Source organism: Micromonospora sp. NPDC005161 (assembly GCF_053599855.1).
The window spans coordinates 87,018-109,912 of sequence record NZ_JBSFYQ010000018.1; the positions used below are offsets into that span (position 1 = coordinate 87,018).

Genomic DNA, 22,895 nt, shown 5'->3' on the forward strand with positions numbered 1-22,895 from the left:
ACCCGGGTCCCGCTCCCCCGGGTCGCCCGTCGCGTCCCCGCCGGCCCGGTTACGGTGGCCACATGGCCAAGCCGACCCGTTGGGCGACCGACACCGGACCCGAGCACTCGCAGTGGTACATCGACCGGTTCCGGAAGCTCGCGTCCGAGGGAGCGGACCTGGCCGGCGAGGCCCGGCTGGTGGACGCCCTGGTCCCGCCGGGCTGCCGGATCCTCGACGCCGGCAGTGGCACCGGCCGGGTGGGCGCGGCGCTGGCTCAGCGGGGGCACACCGTCGTGGGGGTGGACGCCGACCCCGCGCTGGTGGCCGCCGCCCGCACCGACTTCCCGGGCCCGCACTGGCTGGTCGCCGACCTGGCCGAGCTGGACCTGCCCGCGCTCGGTGAGGCCGAGCCGTTCGACGCCGCGGTGCTGGCCGGCAACGTACTCGCCTTCGTCGCCGCTGGCACCGAGCCGGAGGTGCTGCGCCGGCTCGCCGGGCACCTGCGCCCGGACGGCGTGCTGGCGGTGGGCTTCGGCACCGAGCGCGGTTACCCGCTGACCGCGTTCGACGCGGACGCGGTCGCCGCCGGGCTGCGCCTGGAGCACCGCTTCGCCACCTGGGATCTGCGCCCGTGGCGCGACGACGCACCCTTCGCGGTCAGCATCCTGCGCCGCCCGGCGGCCTGACCCGGGACCCACCGGGCAACGTCAGGCGGGGGCGGCGACCGCCTTCGCGGCGGCCGGGTCGAGGGTCGCGCCGGCCGGCACCAGGCTGACCAGACCCGCCGGCAGGCGCAGCGGGCGCACGTCGCGGTAGCCGAGCATCGCGAGCACGTCCCGGTCGGCCAGCACGTACCGCCGGCCCAGGTCAGTGACCACGGAGACCGCGCCGCCGGACGCGCCGGGTGCCGCGGCGGCCTCGACCACCGCGCCGCGCCCCGGCTCCACCACCACGTGGTCGGCCAGCACGGCACTGCCAGTCGGCGCGGTCCGCGGCACGGCGGCGAGGTCCGGCAGCGGTACGCCCCAGCGCACCTCCCCGGTACCGCCGTCGTCGCCGACCCGGGCGCAGAGCGCCCCGTCGTCGCCGGCCGCGAGCCGGGGTGGGGCCGGCGGCGGGGCAGTCGGACCGTTCGGGGCAAGGTCGGGCACCGTGGGCAGCGCGGCGAACCGGCCCAGCGTCATCGGCTCCGGCTCACCCTGCCCGGTGCGGGCCAGCAACAGCCCGGCCTGCAACTCGGTGATCCCGGCCAGCCGGGCGTCGAGTGCCACCGCGTACTGCCGACCGCCGCCGGAGTTGCGCACCAGGTACACCTGACCGATCGTGGCGCCCGGCACCCCGGAGGCGCGTCCGCCCAGATCGGGCAGGGCGAGCGGGGCCAGGTCGGCGCCGGCGGGCAGCGAGTTGAGCAGGGCGGGAGCCACCGGGACCGCCCGGGCCCGGGTGGTGGCCAGCGCCGCCAGCACCCGGCTGGGGTCGCGGATCAGGTAGCGCCGCTGGTGCCAGACCAGGTGCAGCCCGCCGTCCGGGTGGCGCAGCAGCAGCGCGTCCTCTCCGAGTGGCCGGCCACCGCCGGGCTCGGTGCCGATCAGCAGCGCGGAGCGGGGCGCCTCGCCGGCCGCGCCGGACGGGATCGTCGAGCAGACCGTCCACGCGGCCGTGGCCAACCGGCCCGGGGCGGGCAGCGAATCCGGCGCGTCGGCGATGCCCAGCGGCAGCCCGCGCGGCACGCCGTCGATGGATCGCCGGGAGACCAGCACGGTCTTGGACCGGTCCGCGCCGACGATCAGCAGCGCCGACGCGTAGTTGAGCACCGGGTGCAGCTTCTGCTCGCGGTAGACGAAGCGGGCGCCGGACTCCTTCTCGACGATCACTGCGCCCGGATCGCGCCAGCCGCTGCCGCCGCCGGCGAACAGGCCGTAGAGCGCCGAGCCGCCCAGCCCGATCGCCGCGACCAGGACGCTGGCCAGCGCGGCGCCGGCCAGCCGTCGGAACGGCGACTGGGCCGGATCGGTCTCGCGCATCACCAGGGCGGCGACCGCCCGCTGGACGCTGAACTGGTAGGAGTGCAGCTGGTCCTGCCGCGACGGCATGAGATCCCTTCCCGCTGTATCGGCCGGCACAGGATATGCGCTGCGTCGATGTCCCGTGGACCCTGCGTGGCCGGCGCCGGTCGGGCCGGTACCATCCGGGGACGAATCCGGCGGCGAGAGGGCACCCGTGGGCACGCGTTTCGAGGAGCTGGCCTGGCGGGAAACCCCGATCGGCGCGATCAGCCTGCGTCGGCGCCGCGACCCGGCGCTCCAGGTCGAGGTGTACGAGGTCAAGCTCGACGACGAGTACCTGATGTCCAGCCTCTTCCCGGTCGCGGAGATCGAGCTGGCCCGGCTGGGCCTGGCCGAGCTGGCCGGTGACACGCTTGACGTGGTGGTCGGCGGCCTCGGTCTGGGCTACACCGCCCGCGCCGCGCTGGACGACCCGCGGGTGCGGTCGCTGCTGGTGGTGGAGGCGATCGAGGACGTGATCGACTGGCACCGTCGCGGTCTGCTGCCGTTCGCGGCGGGGCTCGCCGAAGACCCGCGGACCCGGTTCGTCCAGGCCGACTTCTTCGCCGCCGTGGCCGGCGACGCCGGGTTCGACGCGGAGGCGCCGGGGCGTCGGTTCGATGCCGTACTGCTCGACGTCGACCATTCTCCGCGCAACGTGCTGCACCCCAGCCACGCCGCTTTCTACGCACCGGACGGGCTGCGGCGCCTGGCCGCCCTGCTACGCCCGGACGGGGTCTTCGCGCTCTGGTCGGACGACCCGCCGGACGCCGAGTTCACGGCGGCGCTCACCGAGGTGTTCGCGACCGCGCGGGCGCACGTCGTGCCGTTCGCCAACCCGTTGACCGGCGGCCAGTCCGCCAACACCGTCTACGTCGCGCGCAGCGCGGGCTGAGCTGGCCCAGCCCGCACCGCCGGCTGAGCCGGCGCGGCGCTCCGGCATGATCTCGGCCGGATCGGGAAGGTGACCGGGAGGTCGCCGCCGCGGGCGCGACCGGTTACCGGAGGTGGACATGCGCGCGCTGCTCTGGGTTGTCGGCGTGGTCGCCGGCGTGCTGATCCTGCTCGGGCTGATCCTGGAGGCGGTCCGCTGGCTGATCATCATCGGGTTGATCGCGCTGGTGATCGTGATCATCCTGGGTGTGGTCAAGGGGCGGCAGGCGATGCACCACCAGACCCGCCGACGGTGAGGGCGGGGCCGCTCAGAACCAGTCCGCGGGCATGTCCAGCGTGGTGCGGTCCCGGCTGTCCAGCAGGTCGAACTGTGGACCGGTGCGGGGCAGCTCGACCGTGAAGAAGTACCGCGCGGCCTGCCGCTTGCCGGCGTGGAACGTGTCGCCGGACCCCTCCGGCGGCAGGGCCAGCACCTGCTCCAGCCACATCCACGCGACCACGACGTGCCCGACCGCCTCCAGGTAGACGCTGGCGTTGGCCAGCGCGAGCACCGGGTCACCGTCGGCCCACAGTCGGCGGGTCACCGCGACGACCCGATCCACGGCGTCGGCCAGCCGGTCGGCGAGCTCGGCGGCCTCACCCCCGGCCTGTCCGGCCCGGTCGACGGTCGCGCGGATCGTCGAGATCAGCAGGGTCAGCCCGGCGCCGCCGTGCATCGTCATCTTGCGCCCCAGCAGGTCCAGCGCCTGGATGCCGTGGGTGCCCTCGTGGATCGGGTTGAGCCGGTTGTCCCGGTAGTGCTGCTCCACGTCGTGGTCGCGGGTGTAGCCGGCCCCTCCGAGCACCTGGATCGCCAGGTCGTTCGCGGTCAGACACCACTGTGACGGCCAGCTCTTGGTGATCGGGGTGAGGACGTCCAGCAGCAGGTGCGCCCGCTCGCGGTCGGCCTCGGCCGGGGCGGTCTTCTCCTCGTCGAGCAGCCGCGCGCAGTAGAGGACCAGGGCCAGCGCCCCCTCCACATAGCTCTTCTGAGCCAGCAGCATCCGTCGTACGTCGGGGTGGTCGATGATCGGCACCTGCGGCGTGCCCGGGTCCTTGGCGCCGACCGGCCGGCCCTGCGGCCGTTCGCGGGCGTACGCCAGGCTCTTGAGGTAGCCGGTGTAGCCGAGCGCGGTGGCGCCGGCGCCCACCCCGATGCGCGCCTCGTTCATCATGTGGAACATCTGGGCCAGCCCCTGGTGCGGCGGCCCGACCAGATGACCGACCGCGCCGGGGCGACCGGCGGGGGCGTGGCCGCCGTCACCGAAGCTGAGCAGGGTGTTGGTAGTGCCCCGGAAGCCCATCTTGTGGTTGAGCCCGACCAGCACCACGTCGTTGCGGTCGCCGAGCGAGCCGTCCGGCCCGACCAGCACCTTCGGCACGATGAACAGCGAGATGCCCTTCACCCCGGGCGGGCCGCCGGGGATCCGTGCCAGCACCAGGTGGACGATGTTCTCGGCCAGCTCGTGATCGCCGCCGGAGATCCACATCTTGGTGCCGAAGAGCCGGTACGTGCCGTCCGGCTGCGGCTCGGCGCGGGTGGTGATGTCGGCGAGCGAGCTGCCGGCGTGCGGCTCGGACAGGCACATGGTGCCGAAGAACCGGCCTTCCAGCATGGGTCGTACGTAGGTGTCGACCTGCTCCGCGCTGCCGTGCGCCAGCAGGAGGTTCGCGTTGCCCAGGGTGAGGAACGGGTACGCCGAGGTGGCGACGTTGGCGGCCTGGAACCAGGTGAAGCAGGCCGCCGCGACGGCGTGCGGCAGTTGCAGGCCGCCGACCGAGGCGTCCAGCCCGGCGGTGAGCAGGCCGGTGTCGGCGAAGCTGTCCAGCGCCGCGCGGACCTCCGGGATCAGCCGTACCCGCTGCCCGTCGAAGGTCGGCTCGGCGAGGTCGGCGGCCCGGTTGTGCGGTGCGAACTGCTCGGTCGCGACCCGCTCGGCGAGGTCGAGGGCGTCGTCGAAGGTCTCCCGGGAGTGCTCGGCGTAGCGGGGGCGCTCGACCAGCTCGGACACCCGCAGCCAGTCGTGCAGCAGGAAGTCCAGGTCGCGGCGGGAGAGCAGGGTGGACGGCACGGCACTCCTCAGCGGGCACGGCGGTCACTCGGTGCGGGGCGCCAGCCCGGCGACGCCCCGGCCCATCCTGACCGATCGACCGGGCGTACACCACCGGCGGCGGGGTCAGCGGCGCCCGGCCAGCTCGGCGAGCTGGCGGTCGGCCAGTTCCTGGATCCGGTCCTTGTCGCTGAGCACGACGGTGCCCGGGTCAGCGTCCGGCAGTTCGTCCTCCAGGCGCCGGATCGGCCGGTACGCCCACCCGACCACGGCCAGCGCGAGCGTGCACAGGCCGGCCGCCACGGCGGTCAGGGCGATGCCCCGACCCGGCCCGTGGCCGATCAGGACACCCAGCACCTGACCGGTGACGCCGTCGGCGGACGCCAGCGGGGTGAACACCCGCTCGGCCAGCGGGGCGGCGCAGAGGAACCCGGCGGGCACCATCAGCCAGGAGAGCATCAGCGTGGTGGCCAGGACCCGGCCCTGCAACTCCAGCCCCACCTTGGCCTGGACGATCGCCAACCAGTGGCTGTTGACCAGCGCCGAGGTCAACCCCAGACCGAACAGGCCGAGCGCCGGGAAGATCGGTTCCGGCCGCAGGCCGACGGTGACCATGGCGACCGCGAGCAGCAGCACGCTGGACAGGATGCCGGTCATCCGCCGGGTCGTGCCGCCCCAGACGCCCATCGCGATGCTGCCGAGCAGCAGCCCGGCGCCGCCGGAGGCGAGCACCACGCCGAGCACCGAGGGGTCACCGAAGGACAGGGTGAGCGGGGTTGCCAGCACCTCGACCATGGCGAAGAAGAAGTTGAGCGCGGCGGTGAGCATGATCATCGCGAGCAGCCCGTGCCGGCCGGCGATGAACCGCCAGCCGCCCAGCACCTCCTGGCCGAACGACTCCTCGCGCCGCTTGAACAGCCGGTCGGGGAAGCGCACGGCCAGGGTGATGCCGACCGCCACGGCGAAGGTGGCCAGGTCGAGCAGGACGATGCCGCGCAGCCCGATCGCGACCACCAGCGCACCACCGGCGAGCGGGGCGAGCACCGTGCTGGTCGCCGCGCCCAGCGAGATGATGCCGTTGGCCCGGCCGTAGTAGCGCTTGGGCACCAACTGCGTCACGGCGGCCAGGTACGCGGGTTGTTGGAACGCGGTGGCGATCGCGCTGACGGTGAGCGCGGCGAACACGTGCCAGAGCTGCGCCCGGCCGAACCAGAGCAGCACCGCCAGGGTGACCGTGCCGCAGGCCGCGAACGTGTCCGCGGCGATCATGATGAGCCGGCGGTTCCACCGGTCGGCCACCGCGCCGGCGATCGGGGACAGCACCACGGCGGGCAGCAGGGCCAGCACCGACGCCACCGCGAACCAGGAGATGGAGCCGGTGCGCTGGTAGACCCAGAGCGCCAGCGCGAAACCGGTCAGCCCGGTGCCGATCAGCGACACGAGCTGCCCGAACGCGACGGCGAAGAACACCCCGAGCCCGGCGTCGGCCCGGCCGGCGAGGCGGGCGCCCGGCTCGGGAACACCCGCCGGCACACGCTCGGTCGGCTCAGCGGGCTCAGCGGGCTCAGCGGGTTCGGTCGGCTCGGCGGGCTCGGCGGGCTCGGCCAGGATGATGTCGGCGAGTTCGGGCGCCTGGTGCTTCTGGAAATAGTGGCCGGCGCCCTCGATCGTGCGCAGGGACACCGTGTCGGCGAAGTAGGTCCACTCCAGATAGCGTTCCTCGTACAGCTCGGTGGCCCGGTCCTTCGTGCCGATCACACAGACCAGCGGCGTGGCGAGCCGGCTTTCCGGCCCGGTGGCGTACGCGCCGGTGTAGTACTCCTCCCCCATCCGGCTGTCGGCCAGGAAGACCGTCATCAGGAAGTCCTTCTCCCGCTCGTCGAGCACGTCGGTGAAGAACCCCATGGCGCGCAGGAAGTCCAGCGCGTGCCGCTTCGAGGTCCACCGCTCGAGCGGGAAGATCCGCCGGAACCAACCGGCGAGCCGGCCCGGCAGTCGGGGTGCCGGGAAGTGCCCGCCGATCACCACCCGACGCAGGTCGACGCCGGCCAGTTCCAGCCGTCGGCCCAACTCCACGGCCGTGGCGCCACCCATGCAGTGCCCGTAGATGATCACCGGCCCGCTGACGCCCGCGGTCACCTCCGCCACACACGCGTCGACCAGCTCGTCCATCTCCAGCCCCGGCTCGTCCGGCCGGTTCAGGTCGTGCCCCGGTCGTTGCAGCGCGAGCAGGGCCACCTGGTCCGGCATGGCCGAGGCCAGCGGTTGGAAGATGACCGCGCCGGCGCCGGCGAACGGTACGCAGAGCACGGTCACCGCCGGCGCGGCGTTCCGCGACGGGGTCAGCTCGTGCCACAGCCGCGCCGGCGCGCCGGCGTCCGCGTCGAGGTGCGCGGTGAGTCCCCGGATGGTGGGGTGGCGGAACAGGTCCAGCACGCTGATCGGCGGCTCGCTGCCGGCCAGCGCCCGGATCGCGGTGAACGAGTCCCCACCCAGGTCGAAGAAGTCGTCGTCGATGCCCACCCGGTCGTAGCCGAGCACCTGCGCCCAGCGGTCGGCGAGCGCCGCCTGCACCGGCGTGGCCGGCGCGGCCAGCTCGCCCCCGGTACGAGCGCCGCCGCGCTCCGGCGCCGGCAGCGCGGCCCGGTCGAGCTTGCCGTTCGCGGTCAGCGGCAGCGCGTCGAGGCGCACGAACACCGCCGGCACCATGTGGTCGGGCAGCCAGTCGCGCAGGAACGCCCGCCAGCCGCCGGCGCCCGGGTCGTCCGCGCCGGCGTTCAACGCCAGGTAGCCGACCAGGGCCGGCTCGGAGTCCAGGTCGCGGACCACGACGGCGCTCTCCCGCACGGCGGGATGCCGATGCAGGGCCGCCTCGATCTCACCCAGCTCGATCCGGAAGCCGCGCACCTTGACCTGCGAGTCGTTGCGGCCCAGACACTCCAGCCGGCCGTCCGGGCGGTACCGGGCCAGGTCGCCGGTGCGGTAGAGCCGGGCGCCGGGCCGGGCGTCGAACGGGTCGGGCAGGAACCGGTCCGCGGTCAGCGCCGGCTGGTCGAGGTAGTCCCGCGCCACCCCGGCGCCGCCGAGGTACAGCTCGCCGACCACCCCCAGCGGCACCGGCCGAAGGGCCCCGTCGAGGACGTACGCCCGGGTGTTGGCGATGGGACGGCCGATGGTGACGTCGGCGTCGGCGTCGATCCGGGCCACGGTGGACCAGATGGTCGCCTCGGTCGGGCCGTACATGTTCCACAGCTCGCCGACCCGGGGGGCCAGGTCGCGGGCCAGTGGGGCGGGCAGCGCCTCCCCGCCGCAGAGCGCCCGCAGGCCCGGCTGCCCGGTCCAGCCGGCGGCCAGCAGCAGCCGCCACGTCGCCGGGGTGGCCTGGAGCACGGTGGCCTCCTCGGCGCGCAGCAGCTCGGCCAGCGCCCCCGCGTCGTAGCCGACGTCCCGACCGGCGACGACCACCCGGGCGCCCACCACGAGCGGCAGGAACAGCTCCAGCACCGAGATGTCGAAGGCGAACGTGGTCAGCGCGACCAGGGTGTCGTCGGCGTTCAGCCCGGGGGCGTCCGCCATCGCGGTCAGCAGGTTCACCACCGAGGCGTGACTGATCCGCACCCCCTTCGGCCGCCCGGTCGACCCCGAGGTGTAGAGCACGTACGCCAGGTCGTCCGGTGTGGTCACCGGCTCCAGGTCATGGCAGGACTCGACGGCGTCGCCGGGGGCGTCGACCCGCAGCACCGGGCCGGGGAAGTCGGCGAAGGACTCCGCCGGCCCGGCCTCGGTGACCAGCGCGACGGCCTGGCTGTGGGTGAGCACCCAGCGCTGCCGGTCCAGGGGGTACGACGGGTCCAGCGGCACGTACGCGCCGCCGGCCTTGAGCACGGCGAGCAGCGCGACAAGCAGGTCGGCGGAGCGTTCCAGCGACACCGCCACGGTGGTGTCCCGCCCCACCCCGACCCGGCGCAGCCGCCGGGCGAGCCGGTTGGCGCGCACGTTGAGCTGGGCGTACGTCAGGGTCGTCGACCCGAAGGTGACCGCCGGCCGCTCCGGGGTGCGGGCCACCTGCTCCTGCACCAGCGCGGTCAGCGTCACCGGTGGCACCGGCCGGTCGGTGTCGTTCCAGGCGACGAGCTGTCGCTCCCGCTCGGCCGGGGTGAGGATCTCCACCTCGGTCAGGGGCCGGTCCGGCTCGGCGACCACCCCGCGCAGCAGCTGCTCCAGGTGTGCCAGCATCCGCTGGGCGGTGGCCTCGTCGTAGAGCGCGGTCGTGTACTCCAGGCAGCAGAGCAGCCCCTCCGGCCGGTCGTACGCGTAGAGGGTGAGGTCGACCTGGGCGGTGCCGTTCTCCACGCTGAGCGGCTCGGCGCGCAGCCCGCCCATCGTCAACGGCTCGTCCGGCAGGTTGAGCAGGTTCACCATCACCTGGAACAGCGCGTTGCGGCTCAGGTCGCGAGGCACGTCGAGGGCGTCCACCACCCGCTCGAAGGGCACCTCCTGATGGTCGTACGCGGCCAGCGCGGTGCGGCGAACGTCCTCGAGCAGCCGGCCGAAGCCCCACCCGTCCTCGAGCGTGGTCCGCAGCACGAGGCTGTTGAGGAAGAAGCCGACCAGCGGCTCCAGCTCGGCGCGGACCCGGCCGGCCACCGGCGAACCGACGCAGACGTCGCGTTGGCCGGTGTAGCGGTACAGCAGCGTCTGCACGGCGGCGAGCACCGTCATGTAGAGCGTGGCCCCGTGCCGCCGCCCCAGCTCCCGGACCTGCTCGATCAGCTCCGCCGGGAGGGTACGTCGGGCCACCGCCCCGTCGAAGGACTGCACCGGCGGTCGGGGCCGGTCGGTGGGCAGCTCCACGGCGGTGGGCGCGCCGGCGAGCTGCCGCGTCCAGTAGGCGAGGCCGTCATCGGCGTCGGCGCGGGTCCGCTGCCAGCGGGCGTAGTCGGCGTAGCGCACCGGCAGCTCGGGCAGCGGCGATGGCGCGCCGGCCAGGTACGCCTCGTAGAGGGCGCCGAGTTCGGCCCGGATCACCCCGAGCGACCAGCCGTCGGAGACGATGTGGTGCATGCCGAGCGCCAGCACGTGCCGGTCGGGGGCGCTGCGGAACAGCACCGGGCGGAACAGCGGGCCGGTGGCCAGGTCGTACGGCTCGCGGGCCACCGCGACGAGCGCGACGCGTTCCCGCTCGGCGAGGTCGCCGTCCGCCTCGGGCGGGCCGGCGGGCAGCTCCCGCACGGCCAGCGGCACCGGTTCGGCGGGGCGGACCACCTGCACCGGGTCGCCGCCGTCCGGCCCCGGCTCGAACACCGTCCGCAGCACGTCGTGACGGCGGACCAGTTCGGTGAGCGCGGCGCCCAGCACGTCCACGCGCAGGTCGCCGTGCAGGCGCAGGGCACTGAACGCCACGTACGCCACCTGGTCGTGGACCTGTTCGAGGAACCAGAGCCGGCGCTGGCCGGAGGAGACCGGCGCGGGGCCGGCCGGGCCACGCGGGATGCGCTCGGACGGCTGGGGCGGGGGCTCGACGCCCACGGCAGGGGCTGGCGGGGCCTCGGCGTCGCCCGCCGCCGGCTCGACGGTGGTGGGCAACGCGGCGGCGATGCCGGCGACGGTCGGCGTCGCGAAGACCGTCTCGATCGGCAGCGCCACCCCGAGCCGGGCGTGCACCCGTACGACGAGCTGAGTGGCGAGCAACGAGTGCCCGCCCAGCGCGAAGAAGTCGTCGTGCGCACCGACCGGTGCGATGCCCAGCAGCTCCGTCCAGATCGCCGCCACGGCCCGCTCGGCCGGGCCGCGGGGTGCCACGAAGGCGTTCGGCAGCGCCGGCCGGTTGCCGGTCGCCAGGTCCGTCGGCTCCGGCTCGGCCGTGGCGGCGACGCCGCTGGCCAGCTGCGTCCGTGCGCCGCGCTCGATCCAGTGCCGTTGCCGCTCGAACGGGTAGGTCGGCAGCTCCACCCGGCGCCGCGGTCCGCCGTGGAAGGCGGACCAGTCGACTGGCACCCCGGCCAGCCACAGCCGACCCACCGCCGTCAGCGCGATCCGTTGGTCGTCGCCGTCGCCGCGGGGGTGGCGCATCACCGGCACCACCCGGTGTGGTGCGACGCCGGCCTGGCCGACCAGCCCGCCGAGGGTGTGCCCCGGGCCGACCTCGGCGACCATCAGTTCGGTTCGGGCCAGCAGCGCGGCGCAGTCGGCGAAGCGAACCGTGCCGCGCAGGTGCCGCACCCAGTACTCCGGGTCGGTGACCTGCTCGGCGGTGGCCTCTGCTCCGGTCACATTGGACAGGAACGGCAGCCGGGGCGCCCGGTAGGTGACCTGGCGGGCCTCGGCCCGGAACTCGTCGAGCACCGGGTCGAGCAGCGCGGAGTGGAAGCCCCGGTCGGCCGGCAGCGGCTGGTACTCGACCTTCTCGGCGCGCAGTCGAGCGGCCAACGCGTCCAGTGCCGCCGGGCGGCCGGACAACACACACAACTCGGGCGCGTTGACCGCCGCGAGTGAGATTTCCGGGCCGAGCAGCGCGGCGATGCCCGCCTCGGGCAGGGCGACGGCCAGCATCGCCCCCGGCTCGGTGGACTGGGACAGTCGGCTGCGGGCGCAGATCAGCCGCAGCGCGTCGGCGAGGTCGAAGACCCCGGCGAGGCAGGCGGCCACGTACTCGCCGAGGCTGTGCCCGACCAGCAGCTCGGGCCGCAGCCCCCGGTCGAGCAGCAGCCGGGCGAGCGCGTACTCGGTGACGAAGAGCGCGGGTTGGATGATCCGGGGTTCGGCCAGCAGTCGCGACGCGACGTCGAGGTCGTCCGATTCCGGGACGAAAACCCGGCGCAGATCCAGCCCGAGCGGCCCGCGCAGCAGGTCCGCGCACTCGTCCACCACGGCCCGGTAGCCGGGCTCGGCCCGGTACAGCCCGGCCCCCATCCCGGGATGCTGCGTGCCGTGGCCCGGGAAGGCGAAGGCCAGCCCCGCGTCGGTCCGGTCCGACGCGGCGCTGAGCAGCCGCTCCGGCATGGCCAGCGCGTCGACCGCGTCAGCGCGGTCGCCGCAGACCACGGCCCGCCGGTACGCCATCGACTGCCGCCGGCCCAACGCCGCCGCCACCTCCGGCAACCCCAGCCCGGGGTACGCGTCGAGATGTCCCCGCAGCGCGTCGGTGGCCCGCTCCAGCGCGGCGGACGTCCGCGCGGAGAGCACCAGCAGCTCCGGCCCGACCGGTGTCGGGGCGGGCGGGGTGGCCGGTTCGGGCGCCTCCTCCAGCACGAGGTGCGCGTTGGTGCCGCCCATTCCGAATGAGCTGACGGCTGCCCGGCGGGGCTGACCGTCGGCCCGCCAGGGCCGGGCCTGCGCCGGCAGATCGAAGGGGCTGTCCGCCAGGTTGATCGCCGGGTTGGGCCGCCGGACGTTCACCGCCGGCGGCAGCGTGCGGTGTCGCAACGCCAGCACGGCCTTGATCAGCCCGGCCACCCCGGCGGCGGCGTCGGTGTGCCCGATGCTGGCCTTGACCGAACCGAGCGCGCAGAACTGCCGGTCGGCGGTGCCGCGCCGGAACGCCTCGGTGAGCGCGTTGACCTCGATGGGGTCGCCGAACAGGGTGCCGGTGCCGTGCGCTTCCAGGTAGCCGATGTCGCGCGGGCTCACGCCGGCGGTGGCCAGCGCCCGGCTGACCACCTCGACCTGCCCGGCGACACCGGGGGCGGAGTAGCCGGCCCGCCGGGCGCCGTCGTTGTTCACCGCCGAGCCGCGGATGACGGCGTGGATCAGGTCGCCGTCGGCGATCGCGTCGGTGAGTCGGCGCAGGACGACCAGCCCGATGCCGCTGGCCGCGATGGCGCCCCGGGCATCGGCGTCGAACGGCCGGCAGTGCCCGTCCGGTGAGAACAGGCCGCCATCGTGGTGCAGGTAGCCCCGCCGCTGCGCCGGGACGACGCTCACACCGCCGGCGACCGCCAGGTCGGACTCGCCGGTGAGCAGGCTCTGACGGGCCAGGTGCACGGCGACCAGCGAACTGGAGCAGGCGGTGCTGACGCTGACGCTCGGCCCGGTGAGGTTCAGCTTGTACGACGCCCGGCTGGTCAGGAAGTCCTTGTCGTTGCTCAGCGCGAGCTGGTAGCCGCCCACCGCGTCCACGAGGTCCGCGTCGGTGAGCAGGTGTTCCAGCAGGTAGGTGCTACGCCCGGAGCCGGCGAACAGCCCCACCTGCCCCGGGTACGCCTCCGGGTCGTGCCCGGCGCGTTCCAACGCCTCCCAGGCGCACTCCAGCAGCAACCGGTGCTGCGGGTCGAGCAGTTGCGCCTCCCGGGGCGTGAAACCGAAGAAGGCCGCGTCGAAGCGGTCGATGTCGGCCAGCTCGCTGCCCCGGCGCACGTACGCCGGGTCGTCGACGAGTGCGGGGTCGGCTCCGTCGGCGAGCAGTTCCACGGTGCTGAACTCGCGGACCGTGTCGACGCCGTCGCGGATGATCCGCCAGAACTCCTCGGGCGTCCGGGCCCCGGGGAAGCGGCAGGCCATCCCGACCACGGCGATCGCGTCGGCCGGCGGCGCGGTCCGGGTGGGCGCCGGTACCGGCCGGGGCGCCACCCGGGCACGTTCCGCGGCGGGGTCAGCCAGGACGGTTGACGCGGCGTTGGCCAGCACGTCGGCCAGCGCCTCGACGGTGGTGTGCCGGAACAGGTCGGTGACCGTCACCACCGGCCCGAGCCGGTCGACCAGCAGCCGGTGGACGGCCAGCAGCCGCAGCGAGTGTCCACCGAGGTCGAAGAAGTTGTCCCGCTCGCCGACCCGGGGCACGCCGAGCACCTCGCGCCACACCTCGGCCACCAACCTCCGGGCCTCCGCCCGGTCGCCGGCCGACGCCCCCGCGCCCACCGCCGGCCGACGCCGCTCGTCGTCGGGAGCACCCACGGTCCCGCTGGCATCGGTCGGGGCACTGGTCGGCGGGCGCCCGCTGTCGGTGCCGTCCGCCGCCGGTGCGGGGAGGGCGGACGCGTCGAGCTTGCCGTTGCCGGTCAGCGGCAGGGCGGGTACGCCCACGAAGGCGGCCGGCACCAGGTGCTCCGGCAGCTCCGCGCGCAGACCGGCGCGCAGCGCGGCCCGATCCGGGTCGCCGGTGAGGTAGGCGACCAGCCGAGGGTCGTCCGGGTCGTCGTGCCGCAGCACGACAGCGACGTCAGCAGCGGGGTGCAGCCGGCGCAGCGCCGCCTCCACCTCGCCGGGCTCGATGCGGTGGCCGCGCAGCTTGATCTGCCGGTCGGCGCGGCCCAGGAACTCCAGCGTGCCGTCCGGGCGGTACCGCGCCAGGTCACCGGTGCGGTAGAGCCGCCGTCCGCCGCCCCCGAACGGGTCTGGCACGAACCGGTCGGCGGTCAGGCCGGGCCGGTTGAGGTAGCCGCGGGCCACGCCGGCCCCGCCGACGTACAACTCGCCGGGCAGGCCGGCCGGGACCGGGTCGAGTCGGTCGTCCAGCACGTACAGCTGGGTGTTCGCGATCGGCCGGCCGATCGGCACCGAGCCGTGCTGCGGGGTGTCCGGGCCAACCTCGTACACGGCGCAGCCGACCACCGTCTCGGTCGGGCCGTACTCGTTGATCAGCCGGGTGCCCGGGGCGTGCGCCCGCCAGAGCGCGACCTGGTCGGCGCGCAGGTTCTCCCCGCCGATCACGAACAGCCGGGTCCGGCCGGGCGCCCCGGCCTCCGTGACCTGCCGGTTGACGATCTCCAACTGGGCCGGGGTGAGCTTGACCAGGCCGTACGGGCTGGTCCGGTCGAGCAGCGCCGCGCCGAGGCCGGCCCGGCCCGCGTCGTCGTCGAGCAGGTGCACGGTGCCGCCGGCGGCCAGCGGCACCAGCAGGCTGGTCACCGTGAGGTCGAAGCCGACCGAGGAGTGCACCGGCACCTCGTCGCCCGGCCCGATCCGGTACGCCGCGGCGGCCCAGCGCAGGTAGTTGACCACGCCTTCGTGGGTGACCAGCACGCCCTTGGGGCGCCCGGTGGACCCGGAGGTGTGGATGACGTACGCCAGGTCGTCGGGGCCGACCGGCACCGGGGGCACGCTGTCGGGTGGCGTGACCGGCGCGCTCAGGTCCACCTCGACCGGCTCGGCCGGGCCGGCCGGCAGCCGGGAGCGCAGCGCGGCCGAGGTGAGCACCACCCGCGCGGCGGTGTCGTCGAGCACCCAGCGCAGCCGGGCGGGCGGGTGCGCCGGATCCAGCGGCACGTACCCGGCGCCGGCCTTGAGCGCCGCGAGGATCGCCACCGGCAGCGCGCCGGTGCGGTCGAGCAGGATGCCCACCAGGTCGCCGACGCCGACGCCGCGCTCGCGCAGGGTCGCGGCGAGCGCGTCGGCCCGGACGTCCACCTCGCGGTAGGTCAACGTCCGCGCCCCGTCGGTGACCGCCACCGCGTCGGGGTGGCGGCGGGCCTGCCGCTCGATCAGGGCGTGCACCGAGCCGACCTCGGGTGCGTCGGTGGCGGTGTCGTTCCAGGTGTGCAGGATCAGCTCGCGGTCGGCGTCGGTGAGCAGCCGGGCGGCGCGCACCGGAGCGTCCGGGTCGGCGAGCAGGTCGGCGAGCAGGGTACGGAAGGCCGCGGCGAACCGGTCCATCGTGGCGGCGTCGAACACGTCGGTGCGGTACTCCAGCGCGGCCTCCAGCCCGCCGGGGCCGGGCCGTACCGCCACGGTCAGGTCGAACTTGGCGGTGGCCGTCGGGACCTCGATCGGGCTCACCTCGATGCCGGGCAGCGGCGGCGGCGCGGTGGCGTCCGCGTACAGGAACATCACCTGGAACAGCGGGTCGTGCCCGGCGCGGCGGGCCGGGCGGGCGACGGCGACCAGCTCCTCGAACGGCAGCTCCTGGCGCTCCTGCGCGGCGAGCACGGCGGCGCGGACCCGGGTGGTCAGCTCCGCGAAGCTGGGGTCGCCGGTCAGGTCGGCGCGGATCATCAGGGTGTTGACGAGCAGGCCGACCAGCGGCTCGGTGTCCGGGTCGCGGCGGTTGCCGACCGGGGTGCCGACCGGCACGTCGTCGCTGCCGGTCCAGCGGGCCAGCAGCACCTGGAACGCGGCGAACAGCAGCAGGTACGGGGTGACGGTGAGCCGGCGGCAGGCCGCCCGCAGCGTCTCCGTCGGTACGTCCAGCGGCACGACCAGGGTAGCGCCCGCGTTGATGGGCGCGGTCGACCGGGCGAGGCCGCCGGGCAGCTCGGGCACCGGGGGCGCGCCGGCCAGTCGCTCCCGCCACCAGTCCCGCTGCGCGGCGGCCTGCGGGCCGGCCAACCAGCGCCGCTGACGCCCGGCCCAGTCCTGGTAGGACATCGGCAGGTCGGGCACCTCGGGTGGCCGTCCGGCCTGGTGTGCGGCGTACCCCTCGGCGAGCTCGGCTGCCGCGATCCGCAGCGACCACTCGTCGACCGCGACGTGGTGGACGGTCAGCGCCAGCACGTGCTCGGTGTCGGTGAGCCGGAACAGGGTGGCCCGCAGCACCGGGCCGTCGGTCAGGTCGAGCGGGGTGGCGGCCTCGGCGGCCAGCCGGGCGTTCAGCTCGGCCTCCCGGGCCGCCCCGGGCAGGCCGGTCAGGTCGGCGAGCCGCAGCAACCCGGTGCCGGGCGGCCGCAGCACCGGCACCAGGTCGCCGTCGTCGAGGCGCAGCGTGGTGCGCAACGGCTCGTGCCGGGCCACCAGGGCGTCCACGGCCACGGCGAGGGCCGGCACGTTCAGGGGCCCGCGCAGCCGGTACGCCACCGGCGCCAGGTACGCGGGGTCGCCCGGCGTCGCCTGGTCGAGATACCACATCTGCCGCTGACCGGCGGAGACCACCCGGGAACCCGCCGGCCCGTGCCCGGTGCCGTCCGGGGTGGCGGATGCCTCGGTGGTCTCGGCGGCCCGGCGGGCGCGCAGCGCCGCCAGCAGCGCGGCCTTGCGCGGCGAGAGCAGGTCAGTCATCGAGGCGTCCGATCAGCGCCTCGGCGTCCGCGTCCGAGCAGGCGAGCACGCTCAGGTACAGAGCGGCGGCCTCGTCCACCGCCGGTCCGTGCTCGGCGCGCAGCGCCGTGGTGAACCCACCCAGGCTGGGGTGCTCGAAGACCGCGTTGAGGGGCACCCGCACGTCCAGCGCGGTACGCAGCCGCGCGGCCATCCGGGCGGCGGCGAGCGAGTCGCCGCCGCGCTCGAAGAAGTGGTCCTGTCCGGTGAGCCCGTCCACGCCCAACGCCGCTCCCCAGGCGTCCGCGACGACCCGTCCGAGTGCGTCGGCCCGTACCGGTTGTCCGTTCGTCGTCATGCTGTTCCCCCGTCGTCCGCGCCGGCTCCCACGCCGGCGCCGCTGTGGTCTGGTGATGTCGTGTGGCCCGTCGCCGGGCGAGAGGCCGCGACGGCCGGCCGGTACGCCAGCCGGTCGAGAGCCTGCGCGTCGTCGGCCAGCACGGTGACCGGGCAGGGCACCCGTGCCTCGCCGGCCCGGGCGGCGTCCAGCAGGAACCACAGCCAGGCCAGGTAGCGGCCGGTGATCTCCTGCGCGGCGGTCTCCGCCTCGGCTGGCGGGAAGCCCTGCGCGGCGACGAACGCGCGGGCGTGCCCGCCCAGCTCGGCCCGCCAGCGCGCGACGACCACGTGCGGCTCGGCCGGGACGGGCGGCGGCGCGGCCTCGCCGGTCAGCTTGCGGTGCAGCGTGGCGTACTCCCGCCAGGCGGCCCGCTCGTCGGGCACGGTTGCCGCCACCAGGGCCAGCGCGTCCGGTGGCGACCCGGCCTCGACCAGGGCTCGGGTCAGGTGCCCGGCGAAGATCGCCGCGCTGCAGTAGCCGACCACGGTGAGCGGGCCCGAGCCGGTTGGCCGGCGGCGCAGGAACTCGGCCGAGGCGGCGTTGGCCAGGGTGGCGTGGTCGGGCAGCCCGCCGTCCAGCTCCACACTGGTCACCGGGTCCAGCCGCCACACCTGGTGCCGGTCGATACCGGCTGGCCGGTGGCCGCGCGAGGCGTCCGTCTCGGCCGTGGCGAGCGCCGCGGCCAGGCCGGCCCCGGTGGAGTCGCCGGGGAACTCAATCGTCAGCAGGCACCCGGCCCGTCCGTCGGCGACCTGCTGCAACGCGATCGTCCGTGCCATCAGGATCTCCTTGTGCGTACGCCTCGAGCTGATCGGTGACGGCGGTGGCGAGCGCTGTGACGGCGGGCCGGTCGAGCAGCCCGCCATCGGCCTCGACGAGGATCGACAGCGCGCCGGACGCCGCGTGGCGCAGGGTGAGGCAGAGTGGGAAGCGGTTCGCGGCGCGGTGCAGCTCCCGCCGCTGCCAGCGAACCGCGCCGGTGACCAGCTCCGGTTCCTCCACCGAGTCGAGGTAGCACGTCGGGTAGGTCCCCGGCGGCGCTCCGGTGCCGCGCCGTACCTCCCGCGCCACCCCGGCGAACGGGGCCTGCTCGGCCGCCACCCGCCGCAGGTGCCCGCCGACCCGGTCGACGAGGTCGGCCCAGTCACCGGCTCGCACGTCGTCGCAGCGCAGCAGGACGGTGTTCACCGCGTACCCGGCGACGTCGAACTCGTCGGCGGCCCGGCGGGTGTCGCTCGCGCAGCCGATCAGCACGGTGTCCCGGTCCAGCAGCCCGCCCAGGGCGCGGGCGTACGCGGCGGCGACCAGTTCGGTGGCGGTGCCGCCGCCGGGACGGGACAGCGCGGCGGCCGACGCCCGCACCGGCCGGGTCAGCACGGTCCGCCCGGCGTGGGCGGCGGGCGCCGGCTCCGGCACGTCGCGGACCCGGGCCACGGCCGCCGCGACGGCTGCCTGGCCCGCTTCGCCCGCCACCCACGCCGACCGGCGCAGCCCCAGGTCGCACACCGTGGTGGCGGACACCGGAGGCGACCAGGCCGGGTCGGCGTGGCAGCGGGTGACGTCGGCCAGGAGCAGCCGCAGCGACCAGGCGTCCACCACCAGGTGGTGCCAGACCAGCAGCACCTCGGTACGCCGCCCGGTGGTGAGCACCGCGCAGCGCAGCAGCGGTTCGGCGGTGGTGTCGAAGGGCCGTTCGGCGTGGGCCCGCACGGCGGCGTCGAGCTCGGCCGGGTCGGCGAACCGGCGCACCCGCACCTCCGGCCGGTGCCGGTCGAGCACCAGCTCGGGCAGCCCGTCGACGAGCCGCAGTCCGGCGCCGAACGCGGGATGCCCGGCCAGCGCCCGGCGCAACGCGTCGACCAACCGGGGCAGGTCCACCGGCGCGTCGGTGCCGAAGCGGACCGGCTCGCTGTAGAGGGTGCTGCCGGGGTGGAGCTCGTCGTGCAGCCAGACACCGAGCTGCTCGGGGGTCAGTGGCGCCTGCCGCGCCCCGACCGGGCCGCGTCCGCCAGCGGTGACCGGGCCCGCTCCGCCGACGGGGACCGGATCGGGTCCGGCCGGACCGGCGAGCCGTTGGGCGAGCGTGGCGGCGTCGTCGGCCCGCAGCACGTCGCCGGCGCTCACCGGGACACCGGTGCGCTCGCTGAGCCAGGCCGCCGCGCGGGCGGCGGCCAGCGAGGTGCCGCCCAGCGCGACGAAGCTGTCCCCGGCGCGGACGTCGCGCACCGGCAGCAACCGACGCCAGGTGGCCAGCACCAGCTCCAGCGACCCGGACCGCCGCCCGGTGTCGAGCGGGTCGTCCGACAGATTCGCGGGAGCGCCGGGGCCGGGCACCCCAGCGGGCAGTGGCTGGGCGGCGAGCTGGTCATGGTCGTACTTGCCGTGCGGGGTGAGCGGCAGCCGGGACAGCAGCAGCACCGCGGCCGGCACCGCGTACGCCGGCAGCCGCTCGGCCGCGTACCCGCGCGCGGCGCGCTCGGTGATCCCGCTGCCCGGCTCCACCGCCAGGTACGCCACCAGCACGTCACCGGCTCCGGAGAGCCGCCGGGCGGCGACCACCACGTCCCGCACCCCGGGCAGGCCGCGCAGCACCGCCTCCACCTCCGCCGGCTCGATCCGGAACCCACGGATCTTGACCTGCCGGTCGGCGCGGCCGAGGAAGAGCAGGTTGCCGTCGGGCAGCGTGCGTACCAGGTCGCCGGTGCGGTAGGCGCGACGGTCGAGCTGCGTCGGGTCCGCGATGAACGCGGGGGCTCCGGCCGGCGCACGCAGGTAGCCTCGGGCAACCGCCGCGCCCGCGACGACCAGCTCCCCGGTGCCGGTGCGGTGGTACGACCCGTCGGCGTGGCGCAGCAGCAGCGTGGTGCCCCGGACCGGGGTGCCGATCGGGGTGCGTTCGCCGGGCGTCGCGCCGTGGTGGGGCAGCACGTACAGGGTGCAGCAGACGGTGGTCTCGGCCGGCCCGTACCCGTTGACCACGGTGAGGTTGGGCCGGCTGCGGGCGATCGCCTCCAGTAGTGAGCGGGGAATGGGCTCCACCCCGACCAGCAGCCGGCGCAGGCCGGACAGCGCGCCCGACTCGGCGCGCAGCAGCGCGTGCAGCTCCGGCAGGAACGCCGGCGGCACGTAGGCGCTCTGCGCCCCGCACACGTCCAGGAACGCGGCGAGCGCCGCACCGTCGTGGCGGGCCGCGGCCGGGACCACCCGCACGGTCCCGCCGCGGCTCAGCGGCGCGAGGCACTCCCAGATCGCCACGTCGAACGAGGGCCGGGTCCACCAGGTGCCGGTGTGCCCGGCCGGCACCGGGGCCCGCTCGTCCAGGTCGACGAGCAGGTTGGTCAGGTTGGCGTGCTCGACCTGCACCGCCTTCGGGACGCCGGTCGAGCCGGACGTGTGCACGACGTACGCCACGTCGGACGGTGCCCCGATGTCCGCGAGCGGCAAGCCCGGTCGGCCGACGACGGCGGCCGGGCGGAGCACCGGCCGCCCCGGCACGGCGGACTCGGCCACCACCAGCAGGGGGTCGGCCACGTCGACCAGCGTGCCGATCCGGGCCGGCGGCTGGGCCGGGTCCAGCGGCACGTACGCCGCCCGCACCGCGAACGCGCCGACCGCGGCGGCCACCGCGTGGGGCCCCGGTTCGAGCAGTACTCCGACCCGGTGGCCCGGGCCGACGCCGTACGCCCGGTAGCTGGCGGCGTACCGACCGGCCAGGTCGAGCAGCCGTCCCCAGCTGACCCGGCCGTCGTCGGCGTGCACGGCGATCGCCTCGGGGCGCCGCCGGCCGGCGGTGAGCAGGCGGGTGAGCAGGGTGCCGGTCACCGCGTCGCACCGGCCTCGTCCGCGCCCAGTGCCCGTACCGCGGCGAGGTAGTCGGCGTAGCGGCGGTGCTGGTAGAGCAGCGCCGCCCGTACCTCGATCCGCAGCCCCTGCCGGAGCTGGGCGGTGAGCCGCACCGCGAGCAGCGAGTCCCCGCCGGACAGGAAGAAGTCGTCCTCCGGACGTGGGGGCGCGCCGAGGACGGCCCGCCACGCCTCGGCCACCGCGGCCCCGGCCGGATCGGTCACCGTCGTTTCGGCCGAGGGCGGTGTGGCGGCGTCCTCGGCCGACCAGCACCGCTCGGTGTCGGCACGCAACGCGGCCCGGTCCAGCTTGCCGTTCGGGGTCAGCGGCAGAGCGTCCCGGACGTCCACCGTGTGCGGCACCATCGCCGCGGGCAGCCGGTCGCGCAGCCCGGCGCGTACCGCCTCGGGTGTGACCGGACCGGTCACCCAGGCCACCAGCAGCGCCGCCCCGGCGCGGTGCACGGGCTCGGCGGCCGCCTGACCGACCCCGGGCAGCTCCAGCAGGGCGCTCTCCACCTCGCGCAGCTCGATGCGCTGACCACGGATCTTGACCTGGCCGTCGACGCGGCCGACGAAGTGCAGCTCACCGGCGGCGTCCCGGCGGCAGACGTCCCCGGTCCGGTAGTGCCGCGAGACGCCGTCGGGGCCGGTCCCGAACGCCGTGGCGGTTTCGGTGCCCGCCCGGTAACCCTGGGCCAGCACCGGCCCGCCGATCACCAGCTCCCCCTCGACCTCGCCGTCCAGGGTCAGCAGGGCGCCCGCGACCGCTCGGCCGATCGGCGGCGGCCCGCCCCGGTCGGCGTAGCGGCGCAGGTCATCGGTGGCGGTGACCAGGATGGTCGCCTCGGTGGGCCCGTAAAGGTTGTGCACCGCCGCGCCGAAGCCGGTGGGTGGCCAGAGCCGCAGCCGGTCGCCTCCGGTGGCCAGGGTGCGCAGCCGGCCGGTGTCCACGTCGGAGCGCAGCAGCTGCTCGGCCAGCGGGGTGCTGAGAAAGCAGTGCTCCACCCCGCGCAGGGCCTCGGCGATCCCCTCCGGGTCCCGCGCCACCTCCTCGTCGGCGAGCACCACCGTCGCGCCACGGATCAGCGGCGCCCAGATGTCCAGCAGGGCGGCGTCGAAGGCCAGGCCGGCGAAGGCCGCGGTGCGCACCCCCGGGCCGAGCCGGAAGAACCGCGCGTACCAGTCCAGCACGGTCCACAGGCTCCGGTGGGTGACCTCGACCTGCTTCGGACGGCCGGTCGACCCCGAGGTGGAGATCAGGTACGCCAGGTCGTCCGGTTCGGACAGCCGCAGGTGCTCCTCCTGACCGGCCCGGACGACGGTGACACCGGCGGGCAGTCGCTCGACGAGCTCCTCGGCGGCGACCGCGACCCGGCACCGCGCGTCGGCCAGGATCTGGGCGATCCGGGCCGGCGGCGACGACGGGTCCAGCGGCAGGAAGGCGGCGCCGCAGAACATGGCGGCGAGCGGGCCGACGACCGCGGCGGCGGTGCGTGGTTGCAGCACCGCCACGACCGGGTCCGGGTGTCCGGTCGCCGGCGGGGGCAGCTCGCGGGCGAGAGCCCCGGCCAGGACGGTCGCCTCGGTCACCAGATCGCGGTACCGCAGGGTGCCGTGCCGGTCGACGACCGCAGGTCGTTCGGGGTACGCGGCGGCCCGGCGCAGCACCTCGGCGGGAACACTGGTCGGACGGTCCGGGCCGGCGTTCGGAACGGCGGTCACAGTTGTCCGC

The 22,895-nt window shown here is 75.5% G+C and carries 10 protein-coding genes; 3 read left to right on the forward strand and 7 right to left on the reverse strand.

The genetic code is table 11. The features are described 5' to 3' along the window. The first annotated feature begins 62 nt into the window (after positions 1–62). Positions 63–668: a class I SAM-dependent methyltransferase gene (locus tag ACWD5O_RS19005; RefSeq protein WP_387326634.1), complete on the forward strand. Its 606-nt coding sequence runs from the start codon at positions 63–65 to the stop codon at positions 666–668. A 21-nt stretch (positions 669–689) separates the two neighbouring features. On the opposite strand, the gene eccB is transcribed toward ACWD5O_RS19005, so the two are convergent. After that, positions 690–2,075: a type VII secretion protein EccB gene (gene eccB / locus ACWD5O_RS19010; protein ID WP_450086070.1), complete on the reverse strand. Its 1,386-nt coding sequence runs from the start codon at positions 2,073–2,075 to the stop codon at positions 690–692. 127 nt (positions 2,076–2,202) lie between these two features. Here eccB and ACWD5O_RS19015 point away from each other — a divergent pair, with 127 nt between their 5' ends. Then, positions 2,203–2,922, forward strand: a complete 720-nt coding sequence (locus ACWD5O_RS19015) for a polyamine aminopropyltransferase (protein WP_387326628.1) — start codon at positions 2,203–2,205, stop codon at positions 2,920–2,922. 118 nt (positions 2,923–3,040) lie between these two features. Continuing rightward, positions 3,041–3,217, forward strand: coding sequence for a hypothetical protein (locus tag ACWD5O_RS19020; protein ID WP_355067416.1), 177 nt, complete (start codon positions 3,041–3,043; stop codon positions 3,215–3,217). A gap of 12 nt (positions 3,218–3,229) precedes the next feature. Here the strand turns inward: ACWD5O_RS19020 and ACWD5O_RS19025 are convergent, their stop codons facing one another. From ACWD5O_RS19025 to ACWD5O_RS19050, 6 genes are all read right to left on the reverse strand, one after another. Continuing rightward, positions 3,230–5,032 carry an acyl-CoA dehydrogenase gene (locus tag ACWD5O_RS19025; protein ID WP_450086071.1) on the reverse strand — a complete coding sequence of 601 codons (1,803 nt, stop codon included), beginning with the start codon at positions 5,030–5,032 and terminating at the stop codon, positions 3,230–3,232. A 105-nt stretch (positions 5,033–5,137) separates the two neighbouring features. Continuing rightward, entirely contained in the window at positions 5,138–16,939 is an 11,802-nt protein-coding gene (locus ACWD5O_RS19030; RefSeq protein ID WP_450086072.1) for an amino acid adenylation domain-containing protein, read from the reverse strand. Continuing rightward, positions 16,932–17,276: a phosphopantetheine-binding protein gene (locus ACWD5O_RS19035; protein ID WP_450005061.1), complete on the reverse strand. Its 345-nt coding sequence runs from the start codon at positions 17,274–17,276 to the stop codon at positions 16,932–16,934. Before ACWD5O_RS19035 ends, ACWD5O_RS19030 begins: the two co-directional genes overlap by 8 nt. Beyond that, positions 17,273–18,097, reverse strand: a complete 825-nt coding sequence (locus ACWD5O_RS19040) for an alpha/beta hydrolase family protein (protein WP_354966726.1) — start codon at positions 18,095–18,097, stop codon at positions 17,273–17,275. The genes ACWD5O_RS19035 and ACWD5O_RS19040 overlap by 4 nt, the downstream gene beginning before the upstream one ends. Beyond that, on the reverse strand, positions 18,033–21,140 hold the full coding sequence (locus ACWD5O_RS19045; protein WP_354966727.1) for an amino acid adenylation domain-containing protein: 3,108 nt from the start codon (positions 21,138–21,140) through the stop codon (positions 18,033–18,035). Before ACWD5O_RS19045 ends, ACWD5O_RS19040 begins: the two co-directional genes overlap by 65 nt. Beyond that, positions 21,137–22,885, reverse strand: a complete 1,749-nt coding sequence (locus tag ACWD5O_RS19050; RefSeq protein ID WP_354966728.1) for a non-ribosomal peptide synthetase — start codon at positions 22,883–22,885, stop codon at positions 21,137–21,139. Before ACWD5O_RS19050 ends, ACWD5O_RS19045 begins: the two co-directional genes overlap by 4 nt. Positions 22,886–22,895: the final 10 nt, after the last annotated feature.